Origin of the sequence: Ferribacterium limneticum (assembly GCF_020510585.1) — a bacterium.
Classification (GTDB): Bacteria; Pseudomonadota; Gammaproteobacteria; order Burkholderiales; family Rhodocyclaceae; genus Azonexus.
Map to the genome: position 1 here is coordinate 559,554 of NZ_CP075190.1, position 26,390 is coordinate 585,943.

The following is a 26,390-nucleotide window of genomic DNA, read 5'->3' on the forward strand; positions in this document are numbered from 1 at the left end:
GGAACAATCACGGGCAATGAGTCCGGCCGGCGGGATGGCCCCGCCCCGAGCCGACCGAGGAGACAACATGAGAATTCTGCTGGTGGAGGACCACCCGGAGCTTTGCGAGTGGGTGGCGAAGGCCCTGACTCAGGCGGGCAATGTGGTCGATACGACCGATCGCGGCGACCATGCCGAACATTTTCTGCTGACCGGCGAATACGACGCCGTACTGCTCGACCTGTCGCTGCCCGGCAAGGACGGGCTGGACGTGCTGCGCAACCTGCGGGCTCGCGGTTCGCGCGTGCCAGTCCTGATCTTCACGGCGCGCGGCACGGTCGATGACCGGATCAAGGGCCTCGACCTCGGGGCCGACGATTACCTGCCCAAGCCTTTCGTGCTGGCCGAACTGGAGGCCAGGCTCAAAGCCCTGCTGCGCCGTTCGGCCGGGCAGAATCCGGAGGTCAGGCTGGGTGAGCTGGTCTACGACTCGGTCAGCCGGCTATCGACCGTGCGCGGGACGCCGCTGGCGCTGACGCCGCGCGAACTGGCCGTGCTCGAGGCGCTGCTCGCCCGGGTCGGGCGGCCGGTGGCGCGCGATGCGCTGTTCGAAAAGATCTTCAGCCTGGACCAGGACGCCCGGGCCGAGGCGATCGAAATCTACGTCCATCGGCTGCGCAAGAAACTCGAAGGTTCGGGGGCGCAGATCACCACGGTACGCGGTCTCGGCTACATGATCGGCGAGGCGACTTGAAAGCGCCGGGCCTCAAGCGCCGGCTCGCCATCTGGCTGTTCGGCGTTCTTTCGGCGCTACTGGCGGTCGATGCCTGGTTCAGCTACAGCGATGCGCTGGGGGCGGCCAATCAGGCTTACGACCGCTCGTTGTCGGCCTCGGTCAAGGGTATCGCGGAACGGGTTTACGCCACCGAGAGCGAGATCGTGGTCGACATTCCTTATTCGGCGCTCGAACTGTTCGAAGCCGGCAGTTCCGACCGCCTTTTCTACAGCGTCGGCATTCCCGGCGACAAGGCGATTACCGGTTATGAGGACTTGCCGCTGCCGGAGAGTATTTCGCCGAACAGCCTGGTTTTCTACGATGGTGTCTACAAAGGCCAGCAACTGCGTTTTGGCGCCATGCTCAAGCCGCTCTATCGCGCCGAGTTCCCGAAACCGGTCATCGTCATCGTTGGTGAAACGATCAATACCCGGCAGGAGGTCGTGCATCACCTCTTTTCGCGCGAAGTGGCGCGCAAGGCGCTGCTCATCGTTGTCGCCCTGGCTGTCGCGCTCTTGGCGACAATGATAGCCGTGCAGCCAATTGACAACCTGGGGCAGGCGATTCGCCTGCGGCCGGAGGACGATCTGACACCGATCAACGCGCTTGGCGTGCCGCACGAGGTCAAGCCGCTGGTCGACGCCATCAACCTGCACATGGAACGGATCGGCGCCATGGTCGAGGCCAGGCGCCGCTTTATCACCGATGCGGCGCATCAGTTGCGCACGCCGCTTGCGGTCCTCAACACGCAGGCCGAATACGCCTTGCGTCAGCACGGCGAGCCGGAAATGCGGCCGGCCATCGAAGCTTTGCACCGCAGCCTGGGCAGCGCTATCCGCCTGGCCAACCAGCTATTGTCCTTGTCGCGGGCCGAGCCGATCAACGGTCTGATGGTGGCGCGCCAGGCGGTCGATATTTCGGCCGTGGCCCGTGACATGGTGGTCGAACTGCTGCCGCTGGCAGCGCGCAAGGGGATAGACCTCGGTTTCGAGGGTGACAGCAGGCCGCTCATTGTTGCCGGGAACTCAGTCCTGCTGCGCGAGCTGATCGCCAATCTGGTCGACAACGCGCTGCGTTATACGCCGGAGAACGGGGTGGTCACGGTGGCCGTCGATCTGGCACCGGACAAGGCGGCGACCGCCAGGGTGCGGGTCATCGACAACGGGCCGGGCATTCCGGCCGAGTTTCGCGCCCAGGTCTTTCTCCGCTTCTTCCGCCTCGATGGCGGTGACTACACGGGGAGTGGGCTGGGGCTGGCTATCGTGCGCGAAATCGTGCACGGCCATGGCGGCGACATCGCACTGAGCGACGCGCCGGACGGACACGGCTTGCTGGTGGAGGTTTTCTTGCCGCTGGCCGAGCCTTCGGCTTAGGCTTTCTTCTTGCTGCCGATCTTCGATTCCTGGCCGGCCATCAGGCGCTGGATGTTTTGCCAATGCTTGCCGATCAGGGCCATGCCGAGGATGCCGACGACGACCGTCTGGCCGCTGCCGCCGTGCATCAGCACGGAAATGACCGGGGCCATTCCGGCGGCGACGACAGCGGCGAGCGATGAATAGCGGAAGGCGAAGGCGATGAACAGCCAGGTGCCGGCGACGGCGAGGCCGAGCAGCGGGTCGAGGGCGATGAGCACGCCGGCGGCGGTGGCGACCCCCTTGCCGCCCTTGAATTTGAGGAAAACCGGGTAGAGATGGCCGAGGAAGACGGCGAGCGCGACGAGGCCGATGACGGTGTTCGAAAAGCCCATCTGCTGCGCGATGAAGACGGCGGCCCAGCCCTTGAGGGCATCGCCGAGCAGGGTGAATAGCGCGGCCTTCTTGTTGCCGCTGCGCAATACGTTGGTGGCGCCCGGGTTGCCCGAACCGTAGGTGCGCGGGTCGGCCAGACCGAAGAGCTTCGAGGAAATCATGGCGAAGGGAACGGAGCCGAGCAGGTAGGCGGCAATCAGGGCGAGGGCTATTTGCATGGGGCGCTTAGGTGGCTTTGGTCGCTGGGGTACAATCGCGCCAAATTTTACACCGCTGCTGCGGTCGACCGCCCTATGGACATCATTTTCCTCGAAGAACTGCGCGCCGAAACCTGGATAGGCATCTATCCGCGCGAGAAGGCCATGCCGCAGACGGTCGAAATTTCACTGCAGATCGGCGTGTCTACCGCCTCGGCCGGGGCCAGCGACGACATTCGCGACACGGTCGATTACGCCGTGGTCGTCGACCGACTGCGCGCCGACCTGGCCGCCGTGCACTTCAATCTGATCGAGGCGCTGGCCGAACACGTGGCGAGCTACGTGCTGGAAACCTTCGCCGTGCATTGGGTCCGTGTATCGGTCGCCAAGCTCGGCATGATGCCGGGCGTCAAGCGCGTCGGCGTCATCATCGAACGCTCGCTCTGAGCATTTTTGCCCCTCACCAGCGGGCGAGGGGCATTTCAATTTTGGCCATTTTTCCCGGTTGACCGTGGGAATGGCCTTTCCCGGCTAAAACCGGCTCAAAAAGCTGCCGCCAGCACTGTCATCACGGCAAAACCGGTGGCTAGGCCGGCCGTCCCGGCGCCCACCCGCCCCGGCTGGTGCGAGGCCGGAATCATCTCGTGGCTGACCACCCAGAGCATCGCCCCGGCTGCGGCGGCCAGTGCCATCGGCAAGGCGGCGCCGGCGAGCGTGCTGGCGATGACGCCGAACAAGCCGCCGACCGGCTCGACCAGCCCGGTGCCGAGCGCGATGAGGGCGGCCCGCAAGGGCGCGGCACCGAGCGCCACCATGGCGCTGGCGACGATCCAGCCTTCCGGGATGTTCTGCAAGGCGATGCCGAGGCTCATGCCGTGGTCGGCGCCGGCGGCAGCCGCAACCCCCACCGCCAAGCCTTCCGGCACGTTGTGAATGGCGATGGCGGCGACGACGAGGGCGACGTTGGGCTGCATGCCGCTGCTTTCGACTTCTTCGACATGCTCGTGCGGCAAACGACGATCCAGCATCTGCATGGCGGCGACGCCGGCCAACAAGGCGCCGGCCGTGGCGATGCCGAGCGACCACACGGCGTCGCTGGCCATCACCGTCTGCACGGCCGGGACGAGGAGCGAGAACAGGCTGGCGGCGAGCATCATGCCGCCGGCCAAACCGAGCATCGGGGCCATCAGCCGTTCCGACGGGCGGCGGAGCATGAGCACGGGAATGGCGCCAAGCCCGGTCGCCGCGCCGGCCAGCAGGCTGGCTTCAAGCCCCTGGGCGGCCATCGGGTGGGCGGCAAGCCAATGGACGGCCTGTTCGATGCCGAAGGCGACGGCAACAACGGCCATCGCCATGCCGATCCACAGATGGCGACGGGCAGTCGGCCGGGCGTAGTGCTGGATAACTAGTTGGGTCATGGTGGCGCTCCTTTGTCTTGAGTGCCACTTTATGGATTGCTATGTTATAGCGCCAATCGATTGCTTAAATGCTGTCGATTGTTATTGGCAATCACCCCTTGAGCGCCGCTTCGACTACCTTCGGCTGCAGTGTGCGCAGGATGTCGTGCGGATGGACGCCGACCAGAAAGCCGCGTTTTCCGCCGTTGATGTAGATCAGCGGCAGGTCGAGGATGGTTTTTTCGATATGCACCGGCATCGTCTTCTTGGTACCGAATGGGCTGGTGCCACCGACCAGGAAGCCGGTGTGGCGGTTGGCCACCTCCGGCTTGCACGGCTCGACCTTTTTGCAGCCGATCTGCCGCGCCAACTCCTTGGTCGAAACCTTGCAGTCGCCGTGCATGAGGACGATCAGCGGCTTGGCGTTCTCGTCTTCGAAAACCAATGTTTTGACCACCGCATGTTCATCGACATTGAGTTCGCGCGCCGACACCTTGGTGCCGCCGTGTTCCTCGTAGTCGTAGAGATGGGTCGAGAAGGCCACCTTGTTCGCCTTGAGGAACTTGGTGGCTTGCGTTTCGGGGGCGTGTTCTGGTTTTGCCATGGCGTGACGGGTTTCAATGTTCTTGGCTGATTTTACATCCCCCGCCGGGGCGGATTGACAGGCGTCTTGGGCTGGAAATAGAGACAGGCCTGCCCCGAGGAAGCGATCACATCGAGTTCGGGCCGGCGCTGGCTTTTGAAATCGAGGGCGCGGCAGCCATAGCGGAACGGCAGTTCATGGGTGATGAAATAGTAGGTGCACTGGTTGCAACGCGGCGATGACATGGGTTTCCCTTAGCCGCGCGGGTGATGCACCGCGTGCAGCGTCTTGAGTCGTTCGCGGGCAACGTGGGTATAAATCTGCGTCGTCGAAATATCGGCGTGGCCGAGCAGCAGTTGGACGACGCGCAGGTCGGCGCCGTGGTTGAGCAGATGGGTCGCAAAGGCGTGGCGCAAGACGTGCGGCGACAGCTTTTCCGGGGCGATGCCGGCGATCAGCGCGTAGCGCTTGATCAGGTGCCAGAAGGCCTGGCGGGTCATGGCGCCGCCGCGCGCAGTGACGAACAGGTCGTCGCTCTGCTGGCCGTTGAGGATGTCCGGTCGGGCTTCGTTGAGGTAGCGCTGAATCCATTCGATGGCCAGTTGGCCGAGCGGCACGAGGCGCTCCTTGCTGCCCTTGCCGAGCGCGCGCAGGACGCCGTCGGCGAGGCTGACTTCGTGCAGGCGCAGGCCGACCAGTTCCGAAACGCGCAAGCCTGTGGCGTAGATCGTTTCAAGCATGGCGCGGTCGCGCAGGCCGAGCGGGGTGTCGAGGTCAGGCGCGTCGAGCAGGGCCTCGACCTGTTTTTCCGACATGACCTTGGGCAGGCGCGACGGGCGGCTCGGGTTGGCCAGCTTGAGCGTCGGGTCGGCGACGATGCGACCGCGGCCGAGCTGCCAGCGGTAGAAGCGGCGCAGCGTGGACAGGTAGCGGGCCTGCGAGCTGGCCCGGGTTTGTTTCGCGAGGTTGGCGATGAAGCCGGTCAGCGTCGTTTCGCGCAGGTCGAGCAGCGGCTCGTTGGCGTTATTGGCCAGCCACAGGGAGAGCCGGCCAAGGTCGGAGCGATAACTGTTCAGCGTCGCCTTGGCCAGACCGTCTTCCAGCCACAGGGCGTCGCAGAAATTGTCGATCTCGGCAAGGTCAGCCGGGGAGGCTGGATTCATGCGTCAATAGCCAGCGTTTCACGTCGAGCAGGAAACCGCCGCGCTCGCGGGCAAAACCGCCGAGCCCTCCACCGGTGGCAACGACGCGATGGCACGGCACGACAACCGGGTAGGGATTCGAGCCACAGGCCTGGCCGACGGCACGCGGGGCGTTCTTGATGTTTTTCGCCACTTCGCCGTAGGTGTGGGTCCGGCCGGTCGGAATGGCTGAAATCTGCTCCCAGACGCGGCGCTGGAAATGGGTGCCGGCCGGGCGCAGGGGCAGGCCAAAAACAAAGCTCGGGTCGGCGATGTAGGCCTTGAGCTGACGCACGGCTTCGGCCGCCAGTGGTGTTGCCGGCGCTTGTTCCGGGCGCGGTTCGAGGAAGTCGATGCCAGTGATTTCGTCGGCGCTGCACTGCACGCCAAGCGAGAATCCAGGCGCGGCGACGATGGCTTGATAGGCGTTGGTTTTCATGATGCCTCCGTGGTCAATGCTACGGTCGACCGGAAAAAACGGCCAAAATTCAAAAAGCCGACAAGCCGGTCTGGGCGCGGCCGAGGATCAGCGCGTGCACATCGTGCGTGCCCTCGTAGGTGGTGACCGATTCGAGATTGACCATGTGGCGGATGACGCCGAATTCATCCGAAATGCCGTTGCCGCCCAGCATGTCGCGGGCGTTGCGAGCGATTTCCAGCGCCTTGCCGGTGCTGTTGCGCTTCATCAGCGAGACCAGTTCCGGCGTCGCGCTACCGTCGTCCATCATGCGGCCGAGGCGTAGCGCACCTTGAATCCCCAGGGCGATTTCGGTCTGCATGTCGACCAGTTTTTTCTGAATCAATTGCGTGGCGGCGAGCGGCCGGCCGAACTGCTGACGCTCCAGCGTATATTGCCGTGCCGTGTGCCAGCAGGCTTCCGCGGCGCCGAGGGCGCCCCATGAAATGCCGAAACGGGCTGAGTTGAGGCAGGTAAACGGCCCCTTGAGGCCGCTGGCGTTGGGCAACTGGTTCTCGGCGGGAACAAAAACTTCGTCCATCACGATGTCGCCGGTGATCGAGGCGCGCAGGCTGACCTTGCCGTTGATGATCGGTGCCGACAGCCCGGCCATGCCTTTTTCTAGGATGAAGCCGCGCAAGGCGCCGGCGTCATCCTTGGCCCAGACGATGAAAATGTCGGCCATCGGCGAGTTGGTAATCCACGTCTTGCGCCCGGAAAGCTTCCAGCCACCGGGCACGGGGCGGGCGACGGTGGTGGCGCTGGACGGATCCGAGCCGGAATTCGGCTCGGTCAGACCAAAACAGCCAATCAGCTCGCCCCTGCCGAGCTTCTTGAGATATTTTTCCTTCTGCGCGTCGGAGCCAAATTCGTAAATCGGCAGCATGACCAGCGAGGACTGGACGCTCAACAGCGTGCGGTAGGCCGAATCGACCGACTCGACCTCACGCGCGATCAGTCCGTAGGAGACGTAATTGAGTCCGGCACCGCCGAACTGCGGCGGCAGCGTCGCGCCGAGCAGGCCCATGTCACCCATTTCGCGGTAGATCGCCGGGTCGGTCGTTTCATTGCGGAAGGCATCGCGGATGCGTGGCTTGAGCGCCTTTTGCGCGAAGTCGCGGGCGGCGTTGCGGACTTGCCGCTCGTCGGCGGCCAGTTGGCTGTCGAGGAGGAAAGGGTCTTCCCAGGTGAAGGAAGGTTTGGCCATCTGCTTGCTCCGGAAAAAGTTGTCCCCGCCAGCGCGGGGACTTGTGGATTTCAGGGAATGCCGCGCTTGTCCGCTCAGGCTCGGACGTGTCCGTCGCCGAGCACGATCCATTTCTGGCTGGTCAGTCCTTCCAGACCGACCGGGCCGCGGGCGTGGATCTTGTCGGTCGAAATGCCGATTTCGGCGCCCAGGCCGTATTCGAAACCATCGGCGAAGCGCGTCGAGGCGTTGATCATGACCGAGGCCGAATCGACTTCGCGCAGGAAGCGCATGGCTTTCGGATGGTTGTCGGTGACGATGGCTTCGCTGTGATGCGACGAGTATTTATTGATGTGCTCGATGGCCTCGTCGATACCGGCGACGACCTTGACCGAAATGATCGGCGCCAGGAACTCGGTGTAGTAATCCTCGTCGGTGGCCGGAACGGCATTCGGCACGATGGCGCAGGTTTCGGCGCAGCCACGGATTTCGACGCCCTTGGCGGTCAGCATGTGGGCGATCGGCGGCAGTAGCATGGCGGCGACGCTGCGGTCGACGAGCAGCGACTCGGCGGTGTTGCAGGTGCCATAGCGCTGAGTCTTGGCGTTCTCTACAATCTTCAGCGCCTTGTTCGGATCGGCTTCCTCTTCGAGGTAGACGTGGCAGTTGCCGTCGAGGTGCTGGATCATCGGTACGCGCGATTCGGCCAGCAGGCGGGCGATCAGGCCCTTGCCACCGCGCGGCACGATGACATCGACGAATTCCCGCATGGTGATCAGTTCGCCGACGGCGGCGCGGTCGGTGGTGTCGATGACCTGCACGGCATCGGCCGGCAACCCGGCGGCTTTCAGGCCTTCGTGGACCAGCGCGGCGATGGCGCGGTTGGAACGGATGGCTTCCGAGCCGCCGCGCAGGATGGCTGCGTTGCCGGATTTTAGGCACAGCGCTGCGGCATCGGCCGTCACATTCGGCCGGGCTTCGTAAATGATGCCGATGACGCCGAGCGGTACGCGCATCTTGCCGACCTGAATGCCGGACGGCTGGTATTTGAATTCGCCCATTTCACCAATCGGATCGGGCAGCTTGGCAACCTGCTCGACGCCTTCGGCCATGCTGTCGACGCCTTTTTCGGTGAGCGTCAGGCGGTCGAGCATGGCGGTTTCAAGCCCGGCAGCGCGGGCGGCGGCCAGGTCTTGCTGGTTGGCGGCGACCAGAGCAGCCTTTTCGCGGCGGATGGCGGCGGCGATGGCGAGCAGGGCGGCGTTCTTTTCGGCCGTCGAGGCCGAGGCAACGCGGCGTGAGGCAGCACGGGCCTGCCGGCCGACGGTCTGCATGTAATGCTTGATATCCATGATGTTCTTCGTGCGGGGCAAAAGAACATTATAGCCAGACAAATAACTGGGAACTTCCAGAACCGGGTAAACTCTTATCCGCAGTGACAATAGGGCTTTCCGTCGAGGACAAGATGGCAGAAAAATTGATTTTACCGACCGAAGTGAAGGTCTGTGCTACGTGTAGCTATTGGGACGGCGAACGCCAGGTTGATACCGAGATGAAGCTGGTGGTGGTTACCGAGAAATGCGCCGGCGAATGCCTGGTGCAGGAGAAGGTCAAACAGGGGCTGCACGATGTGCGTCAGGAGCGTGCCTGCCTCTGGGAGGATCTGGAGCCGGACACGCCACCTGAGGACAAGGCCGCCGACAGCAAGGCGGCTTGAGCATCCTTATTTAACCGCGGTGAGGCGCAGGCCGAGCCGCAGGAATTCTTCCCAGATATTGCCGTGACCGATGCCCTTGGCCAGTCGGTCGATTTTTCCGGCATGTTGCAGCGCCGCTTCGAGCGCTGCGGTCGACAGGCGTTGCAGCGCTTTTTTTACCGGGTTGGCGCGCGGGCCCCAGACCTTGGCATCCTTGAGCAGCATGTCCACCGGCTTGCCGGCATCCATGCCGGCGCGAATGATGGTTAACGCCCGGATTTCCTCGCTCATCGCCCATAACACCAGCGGCGGCGCTTCGCCTTCCTGCATCAGGCCATCAAGCGTCCGGGTCAGACGGGCGACGTCGCCCGAGAGCAGCGCCTCGCGAAGGCCGTCGATGTCGTAGCGGGCGACGTTGAGAATGGCATCGCGAATCTGCGCCTGGCTTAGCTGGCCGGGCGGATAGAGCAGGCCGAGTTTCTGGATTTCCTGGTGAGCGGCGAGCAGGTTGCCTTCGACGCGCTCGGCGATGAACTTGAGACTTTCGAGATCGGCGCTCTGCTGCTGACGCCGCAGCCGGCCGACGATCCAGCCCGGCAACTCGGCCAGCGGCGGTGCCATGAGCTTGATGGCGACGCCGGCATTGACCAGGGCGGTAAACCAGACGGCCTTTTCCTCTCGCCAGTCGAGTTCGGGCAGGGTGATGAGCAGCAGGTTGTCCATCGACAGGTTCTGGCACCACTGCTGCAGTGCAGCGCTGCCTTCCTTGCCGACCTTGCCGGTCGGAACGCGCAGGTCGATCAGTTTTTTATCGCCGAACAGCGACATGTTGCCGCCGGCGGCGAGCAATGTTCCCCAGTCGAACTGCGGCAGGACGGTCAGTACTTCGCGTTCGCTGTAGCCCTGCTGGCGTGATTTGGCACGGATGGCGTCGGCGGCTTCGATGACGAGCAGTGGGTCATCGCCGTACAGAACATAAAGCGGACGCAATTCGCGTTCGAGATGCCCCGCCAGCTGATCGCCCTTGAGCAGCATTACTCGTCGTCTTCTGCTGCGTCGGGGTTTTTCGGCTTGATGATGCTCAGCCGGCGCATGATCTGGTTGACCAGGTCATTGTTCATGTCGCGCCAGAGCAGGCCCTCTTCAATATCCTTGGCGAGAATGTTCGAGTCGTCGAAGGAAATGTCGCGGGTCAGCGCCACCTCGTTGGACGGGACCAGCACCTGCCCCTTCTGGTTGACGATGCGGAAGGTGTAGGTCAGCTGCAGCCGGTATTCGCGCACCCGGCCCTGGGCATTGACACTGAGGATGGTCTTCAGTCGGTTGTCGCCTAGTTGCTGGAAGATGGCATCGGCCGCCTTGGCGTCCTCGACGATCTCGGTGCTGCCGCTGGCCTTGATGTAGCGCTGCAGCCAGATATTGACGTCAGCCGTGTCCGGCAAGGCGATGTACATCGTCTTGTAGGGCAGGTTGCCGCTGCCGACGCCGCGCAGATGGAAGCCGCAGCCGGTGAGGGCGGCGGCGATGATCAGGGCGAGAAGCAGGCGGAGCGGCGAACGCATGGCGGCTTTCCTTAGACGACGATATTGACCAGACGGCCCGGCACGACGACAACCTTCATCGCCGGCTTGCCTTCCATGAACTTGACGGCGCCTTCGGATGCCAGCGCGGCGGCTTCGATGCTCGCCTTGTCGGCTTCGGCAGAAACGCGGATGGAACCGCGCAGCTTGCCGTTGACCTGCACCATGAGCTCGATCTCGTCCTGCTTGAGCGCCGCTGGATCGGCCTTCGGGAAGGTTTGCACGCCAGCATCCTCGCCCGGCTTCAGCTCGGCGTAGAGCGCCTGGCCGATGTGCGGGACGATGGGGAAGAGCAGCAAGGCGATGCTTTCCAGCGTTTCCTGGGATAGCTTGCGTCCGGTGGCGTCGGAGAGATCAGTCTTGTCGTAGGCGTTCAGCAGTTCCATGACGGCAGCGATGGCCGTGTTGAACTGCTTGCGGCGGCCGTAGTCGTCGGCGACCTTGCCCATCGTCTGGTGCAATTTGCGCCGCAGGTCGGCTTGCACGGTCGACAGGGAATTTTGCTCAAAACTGGAATCGACGAGGCCGGCCTGAACGTGGTCGTAGGTCGTTTTCCATAGGCGGCGCAGGAAGCGGTAAGCGCCCTCGACCCCCGCATCGGACCATTCCAGCGACTGGTCGGGCGGCGAGGCGAACATGATGAACAGACGGGCCGTATCGGCGCCGTATTGATCGATCAGGGCCTGCGGGTCGACGCCGTTGTTCTTTGACTTCGACATCTTCTCGGTGCCGCCGATGACCACCGGCAGGCCGTCGGCCTTCAGCGTGGCGCCAGTCGGGCGACCGCGTTCGTCGGTCACGACGTCGACATCGGCCGGGTTGATCCACAGCTTCTTGCCGCCGTCGAGATCGCGGTAGAAAGTCGGGGCGACGACCATGCCCTGGGTCAGCAGATTGGCGAACGGTTCGCCGAGATCGCCGATCAGGCCGACATCGCGCATCAGCTTGGTGAAGAAGCGCGAGTACAAAAGGTGCAGGATGGCGTGCTCGATACCACCGATGTACTGGTCGATACCGCCCTTGCACCAGTAGGCGACGCGCTCGTCGACCATGGCCGTGGTGTTGTCGGGGCAGGCGTAGCGCAGGAAGTACCAGGACGACTCGAAGAAGGTGTCCATGGTGTCGGTTTCACGGCGGGCGTCGCCGCCGCACTTCGGGCACTTGCACTCGTAGAACTCGGGCATCTTCGCCAGCGGCGAACCGGCGCCGGTGATTTCGACGTTCTCCGGCAACACGACCGGCAGTTGCTCGTCCGGCACCGGCACATCGCCGCAGGTCTTGCAGTGGATGATCGGGATCGGGCAGCCCCAGTAACGCTGGCGGGAAATGCCCCAGTCGCGCAGGCGGAACTGCACCTTCTTGTCGCCCAGACCCTGGGCGGCGAGGTCGGCGGCGATGGCGTCGACGGCGGCTTCGTAGCCGAGGCCGTCGTATTTGCCGGAATTGACCAGTACGCCGCGCTGCTTGTCGGCGTACCACTCGGCCCAGGCTTCGTGGCTGAACGCCGTTTCGCCGTCGACCGCGACGACCTGCTTGATCGGCAGGCTGTATTTCAGGGCAAAAGCGAAATCACGCTCGTCGTGGGCCGGCACGGCCATCACGGCGCCGTCGCCGTAGCTCATCAGCACGTAGTTGCCGACCCAGACTTCGACCTGTTCGCCGGTCAGCGGATGGGTGACGAAGATGCCGGTTGGCATGCCCTTCTTTTCCATCGTGGCGATGTCGGCTTCGGCAACGCCGCCCTTCTTGCATTCCTCAATAAAGGCGGCCAGTTCAGGGTTGTTGGCGGCAGCGCGGGTGGCCAGCGGATGTTCGGCGGCGACGGCGACGAAGGTGACGCCCATGATGGTGTCGGCGCGGGTGGTGAATACCCACAGCTTTTCGTCGGCATTGTCGGCGAGCGGGAAGGCGAAGCGCACGCCGGTGCTCTTGCCGATCCAGTTTTTCTGCATCAGACGGACCTGTTCCGGCCAGCCCGGCAGGTTGTCGAGTTCGCTCAGCAGTTCTTCTGCGTAAGCGGTGATCTTCATGTAATACATGGGGATCTCGCGCTTCTCGATGAGTGCCCCGGAACGCCAGCCGCGGCCGTCAATGACCTGCTCGTTGGCGAGCACGGTGTGATCTACGGGGTCCCAGTTCACCGTGCCGAGTTTCTTGTAAACCAGGCCTTTTTCGTAAAGGCGGGTGAACAGCCACTGCTCCCAGCGGTAGTACTCGGGCGTGCAGGTGGCGAATTCGCGTTCCCAGTCGATGGCGAAGCCGAGCGACTGCAACTGCTTCCGCATGTAGTCGATGTTGGAATAGGTCCAGCCCGCCGGCGGTACATTATTTTGCAGTGCAGCATTTTCGGCCGGCATGCCGAAGGCGTCCCAGCCCATCGGTTGCAGGACATTGAAGCCCTGCATCTTGTGGAAACGGGAAAGCACGTCGCCGATGGTGTAGTTGCGGACATGGCCCATGTGCAGTTTCCCGGATGGATACGGGAACATCGACAGGCAGTAGTACTTGGGTTTGGTGGCGTCTTCGACGGCGCGCGCGGCGCCGGTCTTGTTCCAGTGGTCCTGGGCGGCGCGCTCGATGTCGGCCGGGGTGTATTTGTCCTGCATGGGCATGGCGGGGTTCATTCGCTGAAAATCGGAGAGTAACCGCGAATTATACCGGTTGATCCCGACTCGTCGGCGATGAGGGCGAGGCAGGTCTGGCGCCCTTGGTTTTTAGCCGTTTTTTGTGTCGACCGCAGCACGGTCGAAAACTTTTCCCTGGCGATAGAAAGTGACCGGGTGGGGCTGGCGCGGAGCCTGCACGCTCCGCATCAGCGGGGAATCAACTTAACGTCGCCCGGTCACGCCGCTTTTTTTTGCTGGTAGATGCCTTCCCAGGTGTTCTGCCAGTAACGGTAGGCATTCTGGGTGGCTGCCAGTGAGAGCAGGGACATCCGGGACTGGTGGCGCCACATCCAGGAAAGCTGTGGAGCGGGGGCCAGGTTGTAGGATTGAACGTTGCCGACTTCGTCTTCGACGATGGCCAGGAAACGATCGATGGCCAGACCCCAGTAGGCGGAGCCTTCGGTTTTGCCGGTGAGGTACTCGGCTTCGCTGACGGCGCGGCGCCACAACTTGAGCGCGAGTTCGTCGCTGATACCGGCCTTGCGGGCGATCCAGGGCAGGATCTTCGGTGGATTCATGCTGTTCATGCTGGTTCTCCTTTACTACGTGTAGCGGTAGCTACTGCTGTTAAGACTGCCTTGTGGGCTAATAGTTTTGTGCACTGCAATATTTTTAAGGCAAGTATACGTGTGCACTCGGCTCTCGACTGTGAAAAAATGCACGCAATTGTAGTTTTCGTTGTACAAACGCAACTAATTGGTCCGACCAATTAGCCGGGTCCTGCCCGGTTTTCCCTAGAGACTTCATGTCCGATCTCCTTGCAAATCTGAATTCGCCGCAACTTCAGGCAGTTACGCTGCCGCCCGTCCATGCATTGATTCTCGCCGGGGCGGGGAGTGGTAAGACCCGGGTGCTGACTACACGCATTGCTTGGCTCATGTCGACCGGCCAGGTCGGGCCGCACGGCGTGCTGGCGGTGACCTTCACCAACAAGGCGGCCAAGGAGATGACGGCGCGGCTGTCGTCACTGGTGCCGATCAATACGCGCGGCATGTGGATCGGTACTTTCCACGGCCTGTGCAACCGCTTGCTGCGGGCGCATTACCGCGAGGCCGGGTTGCCGCAGACCTTCCAGATCCTCGATTCGGCCGACCAGCTGGCGATGGTCAAGCGGCTGCTCAAGAACCTGAATGTCGATGACGAGAAGTATCCGCCGCGCGAACTGTGCCACTTCATCAATGCCCATAAAGAGCAGGGTGTGCGGGCGGCGCAGGCCGAGGTTTACGACAATTACACGCAAAAACGCGTCGAGTTGTACGCCGAATATGAAACCCAGTGCAACCGCGAAGGCGTCGTCGACTTTGCCGAACTGCTCTTGCGCTGCTACGAATTGCTGCAGCGCAACGAACCTTTGCGCAAACACTACCAGGATCGCTTCCGTTACATCCTGGTCGACGAGGTGCAGGACACCAACAAGCTCCAGTACGCCTGGCTGAAACTGCTGGCTGGCGGTGGCGCCGTGGTCTTTGCTGTCGGCGATGACGACCAGAGCATCTATGCCTTCCGCGGCGCAGAAGTCGGCAACATGCGCGATTTCGAGCGTGATTACGCTGGCGACAATGTGATTCGCCTCGAACAGAACTACCGTTCGCACGGCAATATCCTGGCGGCGGCCAATGCCATCATCAAGAACAACCGCGAGCGTCTGGGCAAGAATTTGTGGACGGACGCCGGCGAAGGCGAGCCGATCCGTGCCTTCGAGGCTTATTCCGATCTCGACGAGGCGCGTTTCGTCGTCGAGGAAATCCGCGAACTGGTCCGTGACGGCATCTCGCCGACGCAGATCGCGCTGCTTTACCGCTCCAACGCCCAGTCGCGCGTGCTCGAAAACGAGTTGTTCACCAAGAACGTGCCGTACAAGGTCTATGGCGGCCTGCGCTTCTTCGAGCGCCAGGAAATCAAGCACGCCCTGGCCTATCTGCGCCTGCTCGGCAATCCGGACGACGACACGGCTTTTCTGCGCGTCGTCAATTTCCCGACCCGCGGCATTGGCGCCCGTTCGCTCGAAAACCTGCAGGCGACGGCGCATCAGACCAATTCGAGCCTGTATAACGCAGCCGCTTCGCTGACCGGCAAGTCCGGCCAGACGGTCGGCGCTTTCATCCGCTTGATCGAACAATTGCGCGTCGAGACGGAAGGTCTGCCGCTGCCGGAAATGGTCGAGCACATCATCGAGAAATCCGGTCTGGCCCAGCATTACCGGACCGACAAGGAAGGCCAGGATCGGCTGGAGAATCTGGACGAACTGATCAACGCCGCCGCCACCTTCATCGACGACGAAGGGGCTATAGGCGAAGGCGGGGCGCTGGTCTCCTTCCTCACCCTGGCTTCGCTGGAAGCCGGCGAACATCAGGCTGGCGAAGGGCAGGAGGCGGTGCAACTGATGTCGGTGCACGCCGCCAAGGGGCTGGAATTCGACGTGGTTTTCATCACCGGCCTGGAGCAGGGCCTGTTCCCGCACGAAAACTCGATCAACGAGGGCAAGGACGGTTTGGAGGAGGAGCGCCGGCTCATGTATGTCGCAGTCACCCGCGCCCGTCAGCGTCTCTATGTGTCGTGTGCGCAGACCCGCATGCTGCACGGCCAGACGCGCTATTGCGTGCCGTCCAGCTTTCTCGATGAAATCCCCGAGCAATTGTTGCTCAAGCTCAACAAGAAGGCGGCGCCGGCGGCGGCTTTTCCGGCTTTCGGCTCGTTCGGTGGCGGTTATGCCGAGCCGGTGGCGTCTGGTGGCCTGCGTATTGGGCAGACAGTCGAGCACGCCAAGTTCGGCATTGGCGTCATCGTGTCCACCGAAGGGCGTGGCGCCGATGCGCGCGTCCAGATCAACTTCGGGGGCAGCGGCATGAAGTGGCTGGCGCTCGAGTACGCCAAGTTGACGCCGGTTTGAGGCAATCCCACGGTCAACTGGAAAATTTGACCAAAATTCAAATCGTCGGACGGTAGATCGCCGGCCGGCACGGTGATAACCTCGTTGTCTCGCAAAAATAAGCAGACAACGAGGAGATCACCATGCCCTACGCCATTCGACTTCATCAAAACGGCGGCCCGGAAGTGCTGTCCTGGGAAGCCATCGATCTGCCGGCGCCGGCCCCCGGCGAAGCGACGGTTCGCCACCACGCCGTCGGCCTCAATTTCATCGACGTCTATCACCGCACCGGCCTCTATCCGGTCACCCTGCCCTCCGGCATTGGCATGGAAGGCGCCGGCGTGGTCGAGGCGGTCGGCGAGGGCGTCAGCGAACTCAAGGTCGGCGACCGCGTCGCTTATGCCGGCGGGCCGCTTGGCGCCTACGCCGAAGTGCGCAATATTCCGGCGCATCGCCTGCTCAAGCTGCCCGACGCCATCTCCTTCGAAACCGGCGCGGCGATGATGCTGCAAGGCCTGACGGCGGCCTACCTGCTACGCAAGACTTATCGTGTGCAAGCCGGCGATGCCGTGCTGATCCAGGCTGCTGCCGGTGGCGTCGGGCTGATCGCCTGCCAGTGGGCGCGGGCGCTCGGCGCGACGGTGATCGGCACCGTCGGCTCGCCGGCCAAGGCTGAGCTGGCCAAGGCACACGGCTGCCATCACGTGATCAACTACAGCACCGAGAATTTCGCCCAGCGTGTGCGCGAAATCACCAACGGCGAAGGCGTCGCCGTGGTTTATGACGGCGTCGGCAAGGACACCTTTGCCGGCTCGCTCGACAGCCTGCGCCCCATGGGCATGATGGTTTCCTTCGGCAATGCCTCCGGCCCGGTGCCGCCGCTCGACCTCATCGTGCTGTCGCAAAAAGGCTCGCTGTTCGTCACCCGTCCGACCTTGATGAACTACACGGCGAAGCGCGAAGATCTTGTCGCGCTGGGCAGCGAGTTGTTCGATGTCGTCGTCTCCGGCCAGGTCAAGATCGAGGTCAACCAGACCTACGCCCTGAAGGACGCCGCCCAGGCGCATTGTGATCTCGAGGCGCGCAAGACCACGGGTTCTACCATCCTGCTGCCATGATGGCCAGGATCAAGGCTGGGCTGCTCTCGCTGCGCGACCTGTTCGCCACCGCCTGGTGGATCGTCCTGCTCGCCGGCATCGGTTTCGCAGTCGCCTACCAGTTCGTCGAACCGGCGCCGCCGACGAAAATTGCCATCAGCACCGGCGCCGAAAGTGGCGCCTATTACCAGTTCGCCAAGCGCTACGCGACCATCCTGGCCAAGAACGGCATCACGCTGGAGGTTCGGACCTCGGCCGGTTCGCTCGAAAATCTGGAGCGTCTGAAAAATGACGAGGTGCAGATCGGCTTCGTCCAGGGCGGCGTCGTGCCGCCCAAAGAAGATCCCGATGCCGTCGACGACTCCGGCCTGCTCTCGCTCGGCAGCGTTTTCTACGAGCCGGTCTGGGTGTTCTATCGCGGCGACAAGGTGCTGACCCGCCTGACCGAACTCAAAGGCAAGCGCATCGCCATCGGCCAGGAAGGCTCGGGGGTGCGACAGCTGGCGCAGCAGTTGCTCGACGCCAACGAAATTCCGGCCGGTAAGCATCTGGTTCCGCTGGCCGGCCTATCGGCGGCTGAAGAGCTGCAGCAGGGGCGGATCGACGCCGCCTTCATCATTGCTGCCGAAACGGCGCCGGTCGTTCAGGTATTGATCCGCTCGCCCGGCGTCAGGCTCATGAGCTTCGCCCAGGACCGCGCCTACCAGCGCCGCTTTCCTTTCCTGACCAAGCTGACCTTTCCGCAGGGCGTCGCCGATCTGGTCCGCGATTTTCCGCCGGAAGACATCAAGGTGCTGGCCCCGACGGCCAATCTGATCGTCCGCGACGACCTCCATCCGGCCTTGCAGGCGCTGCTCCTCCAGGCGGCCAGCGAGGTGCATGGCAAATCCGGCTTCTTCCAGGATGCCGGCGAATTCCCGTCCTACATGGACCAGATGCTGCCGCTGTCGCCCGAAGCAGCGCGCTACTTCAAGACCGGCCCGTCCTTCCTGCAGCGTTACCTGCCGTTCTGGCTGGCTGTCCTGGCCGATCGGCTAATCGTCATGCTGGTGCCGGTCTTCGTCCTGCTCATCCCCTTGCTCAAGGTGGCGCCGGCGCTTTACAACTGGCGGGTGCGCTCCAAGGTTTTCCGGATCTACGGCGAGCTGAAATTTCTCGAAGACGACCTCAAGCTCCATTTCGATCCGGCCAAACTGGCCGACTATCGCAGCCGGCTCGATGCCCTCGACGATGAAGCCAGTGCCCTGCATATTCCGCTCGGCTTCACCGATCTGGCCTATACCTTGCGCGAACACGTCAATCTGGTTCGCCACATCCTCGACAAGAAGGAATCTCAAGCATGAAGGCTTTTCTCGTCGCCAATCCCAAGGGCGGTTCCGGCAAAAGCACGCTCGCGACCAATCTGGCCGGCTATTTCGCCAACCGTGGCGCCGAGGTGATGCTCGGTGATATCGATCGTCAGCAATCGTCGCGCGAATGGCTGGGGATACGCCCGTTCTCCCTGCCCACCATCGATACCTGGGAGGCTGGTGAAGACAAGATATCCCGGCCACCCAAGGGCACCACGCACGTCGTGCTCGACACCCCGGCCGGCCTGCACGGCAAGATGCTCGAGCGCGTGCTCAAGTTGTCGACGCGGGTTATCGTGCCGGTTCAGCCATCGATGTTCGACATGCTGGCGACGCGCCATTTTCTGACCGAACTACTCTCCGAAAAGGCCGTGCGCAAGGGCAAGGCCGACGTCGCCGTGATCGGTATGCGAGTCGATGCGCGGACCCGTGCCGCCGGCGAACTCGAACGCTTCTTCGCCACTTTCGAACTGCCCGTGCTGGCCTACCTGCGTGACACGCAGACCTATGTCCAGGCAACGGCGGCCGGCATGACCATCTTCGACCTGCCGCCCTCGCGCGCCGAGCGCGATCTCGAGCAATGGCAGGCGATCATCAAATGGGTCGACGCCAACTAATCGATTCGACCCGATCTCACGGTCAACCGTAAAAAACGGCCAAAAACGAAATCAGGCCGACTCGGCCTTCGTGTCCAGCCACTGCCCCAGCTTGGCGTAAAGCAGTTCCGGCTTGACCGGCTTGGCAATGAAGTCCGACATGCCCGCCGCCAGGCAGCGCGCCTTGTCTTCGGTGAAGGCATTGGCCGTCATCGCCAGGATGGGCGTCGCCGCGTAGCCGGGTAGGCGGCGAATGGCGGCGGTGGCGGCCAGGCCGTCCATGTTCGGCATCTGCATGTCCATGATGATCAGGTCGTAGCGTTTCTTGCTGGCGCGTTCCAGCGCGACAGCCCCGTCGTCGGCGACATCGATCACCAGGCCGGGCAGGTATTGCAGCAGTTCGAGTGCGACTTCCTGGTTGATCGGGTCATCTTCCGCCAGCAGCACGTGCTTGCCGCTGAAGCTGCCGAGCCAGGTGTCGTCCGCCTCACCGGGCGGCGCGGTGGACGGTGAGGCCGTCTCGGGCGCCGCCTTGTCGAAACCTATGGTCAGCGTGAAGGTGGTGCCTTCGCCCGGCGTGCTGTCCAGTTCCAGTCTGCCGTTCATGAGCCGGATCAGTCGGCGGACGATGGCCAGGCCCAGACCTGTTCCGCCATGGCGCCGGCTGGTTGATCCGTCGGCCTGTTCGAAAGGCGAGAAGATGCGCTCCAGTGCCTCGGGCGGGATGCCGATGCCGGTGTCCTGAATGGCCAGGCAAGCCGTCAGGGTGTGCGCCGTCTCGGCGGCCGTCGTGGCGCGGATTGAAACGCTGCCCCGATCGGTGAATTTGGCGGCGTTGTCGACCAGGTTGAGCAGGATCTGCTGCAGGCGCAACGGGTCACCGAGCAATTCCGTCTCGGCCAGTTGCCGGTCGATGTCGAGTTTGAATTGCAGCCCCTTGGCCGTCAGCTTGTCGCCGACCAGGCTTTCAATGTTGGCGATGATGACGCCAAGGTGCAATGACGTCTGCTCCAGCTTGAGTCGTTCGGCGTCGATTTTCGACAGGTCGAGAATGTCGTTGAGCAGGCACAGCAAGTGGCCGGCAGCCTTGTCGACCTTGCCCAGCTTTTCGCGTTGATCCGGGTCGCTGCTCCGCCGGCTCACGATGTGCGTCAGGCCGATGATGGCATTCATCGGCGTGCGCAGTTCATGGCTCATGTTGGCCAGGAAAGTGCTCTTGGCCCGATTGGCCGTTTCGGCGGCCTCCTTGGCCAGTTCGAGGTCAGCCGTGCGGGAAGCGACGAGTTCCTCGAGGTGTGTCCGGTAACGTTGCAGTTCAGCCTCGGCCTGCTTGCGTTTGCTGACATCGATGACGATCCCGATCACCGCCGGCTGGCCTTCGTAATCCACCGAGGTGCCAAATACTTCGACCTCTACCGTGTTGCCATCCCGGCACTGGCCAGTAAAACCATAGTGCAGGGCCTCGATTTCGCCGCTTTCCCGGCGCCGGACATTGTCGGCAACCTTCTGCCGGTCTTGCGGGGCGACCAGGTCGATGACCGTGACCCGGTCGATGATTTCCTCCGGCGAGTCGTAGCCAAAGACCTTGGCAAACCACGGATTGACGTAGCGGAAATACTGCCCCTGGATGATATAGACCCCGGCCAGCGACTGCTCGACCAGGCCGCGGAATTTGCGCTCGGCCGAGCGCAGTTCCTTTTCGACATGGACGCGCGGCGTGATGTCGTGGCCGACCATGACCAGCGCCTGCCGGCTGCCGTCGGCCCCAAACAGGGGCACCTTGGCGATGTCGAAAACCTGTTCGCTGCCGGCGCTGTCGCGGAAAATAAATTCGTCATGCAGGCATTCGCCATTGCTCCAGACGGCCTCGTCCGAAGCCGCCAGCATGCGGAGTGGCGCCGTATCGAACCGACCCGAGGTGGCCAGCTCCTGGCTGGTCGAGCCGCGGTAATCGGTGTTGCTCAGGCCCAGCATGCGCAGCAGGACGGTGTTGGCCTCCGTCCAGCGGCCTTCCCCATCCTTCAGGCAGACGATGTCGGGCAGGGTATCGATCAGCGTTCTCAGGCGTTTCTCGTTCTTGCCCAGGCGCTCGGCGTAGCTCGTGATGTGCCGTCTGTAGCGCTCGTTGCGGCGCAGCCAGAAAAACACCACTAGGGCGCCCAGAATGCCGCCGATGGCGATACTCAACGGCAATGGCGTCCGGGTTATGCGGTCGAACTCCGGACTGCTGCGCAGTTGGGCCATCCACTGGTGGCCGCCAAATTCGATCGGCAGCGTGACGCGCTGGCGCCCGTAACTGCTCCCCTTGTGCGCCAGGTGCGAGTCAAAAAGCAGATTTTCCGGCGCGATTGCCGTGTCGTACAACTCGATTTCGACGTCCTTGTTGTCCGGGTTGAAGATGCCGCCGAGCAGGTCACCAGCGCGGAAAGCGGCATAGCTGAAACCGAGCAGCGCGGCCCGGCGCTCCTCGATGCTGTCATGCGGGAGGCCGCTGCCGAATACCGGCAGATAAATCAGGAAGCCCGGCAGGGGCTGAGCCTGGTTTTCCTGGAGCAGCGTTATTTTTCTCGACAAGGCTGCTTCGCCGCTGTCCCGCGCCCGTTCCATAGCCCGTCGGCGAACCGGTTCGGAGAACATGTCGTAGCCGAAAGCGCGCTGATTGAGGTCGGAGAACGGTTCGAGAAAAACGATACTGCTGTACTGCTCGCGTCTTCCGTCGGGCTTGATGGCGTAGCCCGGAAAGCCTTGGCTCCGGACCATTTGCTCATGCGCCGCCTTGTCGCGCGGCTGGATCATCAGTGAAAAGCCGGTGGCCTGAATGCCCGGCAGCGTTTTGTCGAGGTGCAGGTTGCGCACATAGTTCTGCCACTCGTCGCGGGTGACGTTATCGCTCGCCTCGACGAAGGCGGCGGCGCCGCGCAAGACCTGGGCGTGGGCCTGAAGGCGAAAGAGCAGGGTGCTCCGCTCCTGTTCGGCCCGGTACAGGAATCGCTGGTAAATCTGTTCCTCGGTGCTTTGCCGAACGATGCCGTAGAGCACTGCCGTGATGGCCAGAATGATGCAAAGCGCAATCCAGGCGCCACCTTCATGCAGCAGGAACTGCGGAAGATAGCGGCCAGTTTGGGTGTTGTCGAACGGGCTTGGCCTAGGCTTTTTCACGGTTGTGCTTTATGTCGAATGCGCCTCACGATAGCACTATCCGGAGACCCTGTGGACCGGGTCAAGTACCTGAATCGAGGCCCTATGTCAGCCCGCCATAGCGCGGAAGGCAGGCAGCGTTGCAACTATTCGCCGTTTAATGTTGAACACCATGAACACGATGCTGACTAATCACTGCCAATAATTCACCAGGAGACTGCCATGATCCAGCTTCGCCCTTCTGCCGAACGCGGTTACGCCGACCACGGCTGGCTGCGCGCCAAGCACAGTTTTTCCTTCGCCGATTATCACGACCCGGACGAAATGGGCTGGGGCGCCCTGCGCGTCATCAACGAAGACCGTGTCGCCCCGGGCACCGGTTTCGGCCGGCACGGCCATCGCGACATGGAAATCGTCACCTACATCCTGTCCGGGACGCTCGAGCACAAGGACAGCCTCGGCCACGGCGGCTTGATCCGGCGCGGCGAAGTGCAGCGCATGAGCGCCGGCAAGGGCATCCTGCATAGCGAGTCCAACCCCTCGGCCGACGAAGAAACGCACCTGCTGCAAATCTGGATCGAGCCGGCGCAGCGCGGCACGCCGGCCAGCTACGAGCAACAGGCCCTGCCGCTCGACGAGTTGCGCGGTCGCTGGCGGCTGGTTGCCTCGCCGGACGGTGCAGACGGCAGCACGACCATCGGCCAGGATGCCCGTTTGTGGGCCAGCCTGCTGGCGCCCGGCGAAAGCATCGATTACCGCCTGCCGGGCGGCCGGCTGGGCTACGTGCACGTTATCTAAGGTCAACTGGAAATAAACGGCAAAAATCTAATGCCCGGTGACGGCGCCAAGATAGCCGACGAAAGCGATCTCAAATTTTTAGCCAGTGAAGAAGCGGAATTCCTGCTCTTTGACCTGCCGCCTGTTGCATAACCCGACCTGTAAAAAACACCAAAAGAAAAACAGCGTGAGCCAGGCCATCGTCGTTTATCACTCCGGTTGCGGCCACGGCAAGCGCGTTGACGCAGTCGTCGCCAGCATCGCCGCCGCCCATCTGCGCGGATAAAGGCTGGAGCAGGTGGCCCCCCGGCCGCCTGCGCACTGCTATAGTGAGATCATTCCCTTTTGTTCCGGAGTGATCGCATGGCACTGACTACCTCGCTGGCTGACCTGGCTATCATTCTTGTCGAGCCGTCACAGATGCAGGCGCATCTGGTCAGCCGCATGCTTGAGCATCAGGGCGTCAAAAAAGTCACCACGGTCGACACGGCTAGTGCGGCGCTGGTGGCACTCAAGGCTGAAAGCGCCAATGTCATCGTGATCAGCAGCCTCTACCTGCCTGATCTGGCTGGCACCGAACTGGTTGCTGCCATGCGTGCCGATCCCGATTTCGAGACCGTGCCCTTCATTCTCGTCTCCAGCGAAACCCGGCCGCAGGTGCTCGAACCGGTGCGCCAATCCGGCGCCTGCAGCATCGTCGCCAAGCCCTTCAACGAACAGCAGCTGTCGCGTGCGCTCTATGCCGCCGCCGATTACCTGAACCCGCCGGAAGATCTTGATGTGGCGGAAATCGAAAATCTGCGCGTCCTGCTCGTCGATGACAGCCCGACGTCGCGCCGTCATTTGCGCCGGCTGCTCACCGAGCTGGGCATCGAACGCATCACCGAGGCGGTCAATGGCAAGGAGGCGGTGGCCTTGCTCGAACAGGCCATGGTCGACCTGGTGATTACCGACTACAACATGCCGGAAATGGACGGTCGCGAACTGACCGAATACATCCGCACGCAAAGCTGGCAGGCCGAGGTGCCGGTGCTCATGGTGACCAGCGAACAGAACATGGGCCGCCTGGCCGCCGTCGAGCGGGCCGGCGTTTCGGCCATCTGCGACAAACCCTTCGAGGCCGGCAGCATTCGCCGCCTGATCAGCGAAGCGCTGACCCGCTAAGCGCGCTCGCACCGGCGAAGCGCGGCGCTTCCCGGTTGGTTTTCGCAGTGCAATGCCAACAATTTCACGGTTTCTGGGCGCGAAAAACGCAGCGATGATCCATTTGGACTATGCCGTTTGCACCCTGTGTCACAAGCGCGCAATGTGCGCACGCCAATCTTCGGAACATTCCCCGGCTGCTGATATCGGTTGAACTTGCATCCGGCCGCAGGGAGTCATTTTCCCTATTCCGAATGAATTGGAGCAATTGTGAGCAACTCTTTGCGTTACCTCGCCGCGGCTGTGTTGGCAGCCACCTCGTTTGCTGCGTCCGCCGCCGTTACCATCACCGAAGTCGCTCCGTGGAGCAGCGGCAATTCGCCGGTAGGCGCCGACTGGTTCGAACTGACCAATACCGGTAGCAGCGCGGTCGACATCACCGGCTGGAAGGTGGATGACAGCTCGAATTCGTTTGCTGCTGGCGCAGCCCTTAACGGTATTACCAACATTGCGGCTGGCCAATCGGTGATTTTTCTCGAAGGGAATGCTGCCAAAACCGAACTCTTCAAGACCAACTGGTTTGGCGGCAGCGTTCCGGCCGGCTTGGCCGTTGGCTATTACAGTGGCTCGGGCATCGGCCTGAGCACCAGCAGCGACGCGCTCAATATTTTCAACGCCTCCGGCGCCCTGCAGGCCAAGGTTACCTTCGGCGCATCGGATTCGAGCTCGCCTTACCAGAGCTTTGACAACGCTGCCGGCCTCAACAACACGGCCGTTTCCCAGCTTAGCGTCGTCGGTATCAACGGCGCCTTCGTGGCCGCCAACAGCGCGAGCGAAATCGGTTCGCCGGGCAGCATCGCCGCCGTTCCGGAGCCGGAAACCTACGCCATGCTGCTGGCTGGTCTTGGCCTCATCGGCGCCGTGGCACGCAAGCGTCAACACTGATCCCGAAAGGAACTCATCATGAAACTCAAACATTTGTTTCTCGCCCTTGCCGCCGCCGGCAGCTTTGCCGCGCACGCTGCGGATTCCCTGAATCTGGCCAATTACGCGGTGAGCGGCGTCTATTCGCTGGATGCGTTTAACGGCACCAGCGGCGGCATTTCCGGCCTGGAAGCCTCGGCCGTAACCTACGCTCAGGATCGTGGCTCGCTATTCTTCGTCGGCGACGAAGGCACCGGCGTCATAGAAATCTCCAAGACCGGCCAGACGCTCGGCTACATGAGCTTCGACTGGGCCAATACCGGCAGTACCAAACATGACACCGAAGGCCTGACCTATCTGGGCGGTGGCGTTCTGGTCGTCGGCGAAGAGCGCCTGTACGACGCCTATCGCTTCAGCTACGCGGCTGGCGGTACTGCCGCTTTGGCCAACAGCAGCGTGTCGATCAGCAACGCCACCGTCGGCAATAGCGGCATGGAAGGCATCAGCTACGATGCACGCAATGGCGGCAGCTTCGTTACCGTCAAGCAGGAAGGCCCGGAAGACATTCTTGGCGGCACCCTGAGCTTCGCCTCGGGCGGCGGTGTGGCCAACATGACGCAACTGTTCAACCCCAGCTCCCTCGGTCTGGCAACGCTGTCTGACGTCCAGACACTCTCCGGCGTCAATTCGCTGGTTGGCACCACGGCTGCCGACAACCTGCTGATTCTCAGCCTGGGTTCGAACACCCTGCTTGAAGTCACCCGCAGCGGTGTCATCAAGAGCAGCCTCGATCTGGCCGGTATCGTTCCGCACAACGCAATCGAAGGCGTGACCATCGACGAAAAGGGCGTCATCTATCTGGTTGCCGAGCAGGAGCAGGACGGCAGCGTACTCGACAGCCTGGCTCGTTCGCGGCTCATCGTGCTGGCCGCGCCGGTTCCCGAGCCGGAAACCTACGCCATGTTGCTGGCCGGTCTTGGTCTGCTCGGCGCCGTGGCCCGCCGCAGGAAGCTGGCGGCCTGATCCGCCGGTTTTCAGTGAGACAGACGGGG

Annotated in this window: 24 protein-coding genes and 1 pseudogene; 12 read left to right on the top strand and 13 right to left on the bottom strand. The window is 62.7% G+C overall.

Features of this window, described 5'->3' with window-relative positions:
• Nucleotides 1–67: 67 nt before the first annotated feature.
• Complete coding sequence (locus KI613_RS02695; RefSeq protein ID WP_226403683.1) at nt 68–733, top strand: response regulator; 666 nt, start codon at nt 68–70, stop codon at nt 731–733.
• Nucleotides 730–2,127 carry a sensor histidine kinase gene (locus KI613_RS02700; RefSeq protein WP_226403684.1) on the top strand — a complete coding sequence of 466 codons (1,398 nt, stop codon included), beginning with the start codon at nt 730–732 and terminating at the stop codon, nt 2,125–2,127. Before KI613_RS02695 ends, KI613_RS02700 begins: the two co-directional genes overlap by 4 nt.
• Here the strand turns inward: KI613_RS02700 and plsY are convergent.
• A complete protein-coding gene (gene plsY / locus KI613_RS02705) occupies nt 2,124–2,720 on the bottom strand; it encodes a glycerol-3-phosphate 1-O-acyltransferase PlsY (RefSeq protein ID WP_226403685.1) in 597 nt (198 codons plus the stop codon). The genes KI613_RS02700 and plsY overlap by 4 nt on opposite strands.
• 75 nt (nt 2,721–2,795) lie before the next feature.
• Between plsY and KI613_RS02710 the strand changes: the two genes are divergently transcribed.
• Complete coding sequence (locus KI613_RS02710) at nt 2,796–3,146, top strand: dihydroneopterin aldolase (protein ID WP_226403686.1); 351 nt, start codon at nt 2,796–2,798, stop codon at nt 3,144–3,146.
• Nucleotides 3,147–3,241: 95 nt separating this feature from the next.
• Here KI613_RS02710 and KI613_RS02715 read toward each other — a convergent pair whose 3' ends face one another.
• The 7 genes from KI613_RS02715 to KI613_RS02745 form a co-directional block, all read right to left on the bottom strand.
• Nucleotides 3,242–4,117 (bottom strand): ZIP family metal transporter, encoded by an 876-nt coding sequence (locus KI613_RS02715; protein ID WP_226403687.1) that lies wholly within the window; start codon nt 4,115–4,117, stop codon nt 3,242–3,244.
• Between the two features lie 91 nt (nt 4,118–4,208).
• A complete protein-coding gene (ybaK, locus tag KI613_RS02720; protein ID WP_226403688.1) occupies nt 4,209–4,700 on the bottom strand; it encodes a Cys-tRNA(Pro) deacylase in 492 nt (163 codons plus the stop codon).
• A 32-nt stretch (nt 4,701–4,732) separates the two neighbouring features.
• Complete coding sequence (locus KI613_RS02725) at nt 4,733–4,924, bottom strand: hypothetical protein (protein ID WP_226403689.1); 192 nt, start codon at nt 4,922–4,924, stop codon at nt 4,733–4,735.
• A 9-nt stretch (nt 4,925–4,933) separates the two neighbouring features.
• Nucleotides 4,934–5,842 (bottom strand): site-specific tyrosine recombinase XerD, encoded by a 909-nt coding sequence (gene xerD / locus KI613_RS02730; protein ID WP_226403690.1) that lies wholly within the window; start codon nt 5,840–5,842, stop codon nt 4,934–4,936.
• On the bottom strand, nt 5,820–6,299 hold the full coding sequence (locus KI613_RS02735; RefSeq protein WP_226403691.1) for a methylated-DNA--[protein]-cysteine S-methyltransferase: 480 nt from the start codon (nt 6,297–6,299) through the stop codon (nt 5,820–5,822). The genes xerD and KI613_RS02735 overlap by 23 nt, the downstream gene beginning before the upstream one ends.
• A 49-nt stretch (nt 6,300–6,348) precedes the next feature.
• Entirely contained in the window at nt 6,349–7,524 is a 1,176-nt protein-coding gene (locus KI613_RS02740; protein WP_226403692.1) for an acyl-CoA dehydrogenase, read from the bottom strand.
• A gap of 74 nt (nt 7,525–7,598) precedes the next feature.
• The gene (locus KI613_RS02745; RefSeq protein ID WP_226403693.1) at nt 7,599–8,855 is read right to left on the bottom strand and encodes a glutamate-5-semialdehyde dehydrogenase; all 1,257 of its coding nucleotides are present in this window, start codon (nt 8,853–8,855) and stop codon (nt 7,599–7,601) included.
• Nucleotides 8,856–8,980: 125 nt separating this feature from the next.
• Here KI613_RS02745 and KI613_RS02750 point away from each other — a divergent pair, with 125 nt between their 5' ends.
• Nucleotides 8,981–9,220: a hypothetical protein gene (locus tag KI613_RS02750; RefSeq protein WP_226403694.1), complete on the top strand. Its 240-nt coding sequence runs from the start codon at nt 8,981–8,983 to the stop codon at nt 9,218–9,220.
• Between the two features lie 6 nt (nt 9,221–9,226).
• Here the strand turns inward: KI613_RS02750 and holA are convergent, their stop codons facing one another.
• The 4 genes from holA to KI613_RS02770 all read right to left on the bottom strand — a co-directional run bounded on the left by holA (nt 9,227) and on the right by KI613_RS02770 (nt 13,972).
• Nucleotides 9,227–10,234 carry a DNA polymerase III subunit delta gene (gene holA, locus KI613_RS02755; RefSeq protein ID WP_226403695.1) on the bottom strand — a complete coding sequence of 336 codons (1,008 nt, stop codon included), beginning with the start codon at nt 10,232–10,234 and terminating at the stop codon, nt 9,227–9,229.
• Nucleotides 10,234–10,761 carry an LPS-assembly lipoprotein LptE gene (locus KI613_RS02760; RefSeq protein ID WP_226403696.1) on the bottom strand — a complete coding sequence of 176 codons (528 nt, stop codon included), beginning with the start codon at nt 10,759–10,761 and terminating at the stop codon, nt 10,234–10,236. Before KI613_RS02760 ends, holA begins: the two co-directional genes overlap by 1 nt.
• Nucleotides 10,762–10,772: 11 nt before the next feature.
• The gene (gene leuS, locus KI613_RS02765; protein ID WP_226405666.1) at nt 10,773–13,385 is read right to left on the bottom strand and encodes a leucine--tRNA ligase; all 2,613 of its coding nucleotides are present in this window, start codon (nt 13,383–13,385) and stop codon (nt 10,773–10,775) included.
• Nucleotides 13,386–13,621: 236 nt separating this feature from the next.
• Entirely contained in the window at nt 13,622–13,972 is a 351-nt protein-coding gene (locus KI613_RS02770) for a hypothetical protein (protein WP_226403697.1), read from the bottom strand.
• A 218-nt stretch (nt 13,973–14,190) separates the two neighbouring features.
• Between KI613_RS02770 and KI613_RS02775 the strand changes: the two genes are divergently transcribed.
• From KI613_RS02775 to KI613_RS02790, 4 genes are all read left to right on the top strand, one after another.
• Complete coding sequence (locus KI613_RS02775) at nt 14,191–16,335, top strand: UvrD-helicase domain-containing protein (protein ID WP_226403698.1); 2,145 nt, start codon at nt 14,191–14,193, stop codon at nt 16,333–16,335.
• 122 nt (nt 16,336–16,457) lie between these two features.
• Entirely contained in the window at nt 16,458–17,432 is a 975-nt protein-coding gene (locus KI613_RS02780) for a quinone oxidoreductase family protein (protein ID WP_226403699.1), read from the top strand.
• Nucleotides 17,429–18,754, top strand: a complete 1,326-nt coding sequence (locus KI613_RS02785) for a TAXI family TRAP transporter solute-binding subunit (RefSeq protein ID WP_226403700.1) — start codon at nt 17,429–17,431, stop codon at nt 18,752–18,754. Before KI613_RS02780 ends, KI613_RS02785 begins: the two co-directional genes overlap by 4 nt.
• Nucleotides 18,751–19,377: a ParA family protein gene (locus KI613_RS02790; RefSeq protein ID WP_226403701.1), complete on the top strand. Its 627-nt coding sequence runs from the start codon at nt 18,751–18,753 to the stop codon at nt 19,375–19,377. The genes KI613_RS02785 and KI613_RS02790 overlap by 4 nt, the downstream gene beginning before the upstream one ends.
• 51 nt (nt 19,378–19,428) lie before the next feature.
• On the opposite strand, the gene KI613_RS02795 is transcribed toward KI613_RS02790, so the two are convergent.
• Nucleotides 19,429–22,515 (bottom strand): CHASE domain-containing protein, encoded by a 3,087-nt coding sequence (locus KI613_RS02795; protein ID WP_226403702.1) that lies wholly within the window; start codon nt 22,513–22,515, stop codon nt 19,429–19,431.
• 201 nt (nt 22,516–22,716) lie between these two features.
• On the opposite strand from KI613_RS02795, the pseudogene KI613_RS02800 reads away from it, so the two are divergent.
• The 4 genes and pseudogenes from KI613_RS02800 (at nt 22,717) to KI613_RS02815 (ending at nt 26,361) form a co-directional block, all read left to right on the top strand.
• Nucleotides 22,717–23,424 (top strand): annotated as a pseudogene (locus KI613_RS02800) (pirin family protein).
• 210 nt (nt 23,425–23,634) lie between these two features.
• The gene (locus KI613_RS02805) at nt 23,635–24,435 is read left to right on the top strand and encodes a response regulator (protein ID WP_226403703.1); all 801 of its coding nucleotides are present in this window, start codon (nt 23,635–23,637) and stop codon (nt 24,433–24,435) included.
• Nucleotides 24,436–24,684: 249 nt separating this feature from the next.
• Nucleotides 24,685–25,359, top strand: a complete 675-nt coding sequence (locus tag KI613_RS02810; RefSeq protein WP_226403704.1) for an FxDxF family PEP-CTERM protein — start codon at nt 24,685–24,687, stop codon at nt 25,357–25,359.
• An 18-nt stretch (nt 25,360–25,377) separates the two neighbouring features.
• On the top strand, nt 25,378–26,361 hold the full coding sequence (locus KI613_RS02815) for an SdiA-regulated domain-containing protein (protein WP_226403705.1): 984 nt from the start codon (nt 25,378–25,380) through the stop codon (nt 26,359–26,361).
• Nucleotides 26,362–26,390 lie beyond the last annotated feature (29 nt).

Excerpts from the sequence above, each read along its gene's own strand:
- KI613_RS02695 (WP_226403683.1), top strand. The coding sequence starts at position 68 with ATGAGAATTCTGCTGGTGGAGGACCACCCGGAGCTTTGCGAGTGGGTG.
- plsY (WP_226403685.1), bottom strand. The coding sequence starts at position 2,720 with ATGCAAATAGCCCTCGCCCTGATTGCCGCCTACCTGCTCGGCTCCGTT.
- KI613_RS02710 (WP_226403686.1), top strand. The coding sequence starts at position 2,796 with ATGGACATCATTTTCCTCGAAGAACTGCGCGCCGAAACCTGGATAGGC.
- KI613_RS02715 (WP_226403687.1), bottom strand. The coding sequence starts at position 4,117 with ATGACCCAACTAGTTATCCAGCACTACGCCCGGCCGACTGCCCGTCGC.
- ybaK (WP_226403688.1), bottom strand. The coding sequence starts at position 4,700 with ATGGCAAAACCAGAACACGCCCCCGAAACGCAAGCCACCAAGTTCCTC.
- KI613_RS02725 (WP_226403689.1), bottom strand. The coding sequence starts at position 4,924 with ATGTCATCGCCGCGTTGCAACCAGTGCACCTACTATTTCATCACCCAT.
- xerD (WP_226403690.1), bottom strand. The coding sequence starts at position 5,842 with ATGAATCCAGCCTCCCCGGCTGACCTTGCCGAGATCGACAATTTCTGC.
- KI613_RS02735 (WP_226403691.1), bottom strand. The coding sequence starts at position 6,299 with ATGAAAACCAACGCCTATCAAGCCATCGTCGCCGCGCCTGGATTCTCG.
- KI613_RS02740 (WP_226403692.1), bottom strand. The coding sequence starts at position 7,524 with ATGGCCAAACCTTCCTTCACCTGGGAAGACCCTTTCCTCCTCGACAGC.
- KI613_RS02745 (WP_226403693.1), bottom strand. The coding sequence starts at position 8,855 with ATGGATATCAAGCATTACATGCAGACCGTCGGCCGGCAGGCCCGTGCT.
- holA (WP_226403695.1), bottom strand. The coding sequence starts at position 10,234 with ATGCTGCTCAAGGGCGATCAGCTGGCGGGGCATCTCGAACGCGAATTG.
- KI613_RS02760 (WP_226403696.1), bottom strand. The coding sequence starts at position 10,761 with ATGCGTTCGCCGCTCCGCCTGCTTCTCGCCCTGATCATCGCCGCCGCC.
- leuS (WP_226405666.1), bottom strand. The coding sequence starts at position 13,385 with ATGCAGGACAAATACACCCCGGCCGACATCGAGCGCGCCGCCCAGGAC.
- KI613_RS02770 (WP_226403697.1), bottom strand. The coding sequence starts at position 13,972 with ATGAACAGCATGAATCCACCGAAGATCCTGCCCTGGATCGCCCGCAAG.
- KI613_RS02775 (WP_226403698.1), top strand. The coding sequence starts at position 14,191 with ATGTCCGATCTCCTTGCAAATCTGAATTCGCCGCAACTTCAGGCAGTT.
- KI613_RS02780 (WP_226403699.1), top strand. The coding sequence starts at position 16,458 with ATGCCCTACGCCATTCGACTTCATCAAAACGGCGGCCCGGAAGTGCTG.
- KI613_RS02785 (WP_226403700.1), top strand. The coding sequence starts at position 17,429 with ATGATGGCCAGGATCAAGGCTGGGCTGCTCTCGCTGCGCGACCTGTTC.
- KI613_RS02790 (WP_226403701.1), top strand. The coding sequence starts at position 18,751 with ATGAAGGCTTTTCTCGTCGCCAATCCCAAGGGCGGTTCCGGCAAAAGC.
- KI613_RS02805 (WP_226403703.1), top strand. The coding sequence starts at position 23,635 with ATGGCACTGACTACCTCGCTGGCTGACCTGGCTATCATTCTTGTCGAG.
- KI613_RS02815 (WP_226403705.1), top strand. The coding sequence starts at position 25,378 with ATGAAACTCAAACATTTGTTTCTCGCCCTTGCCGCCGCCGGCAGCTTT.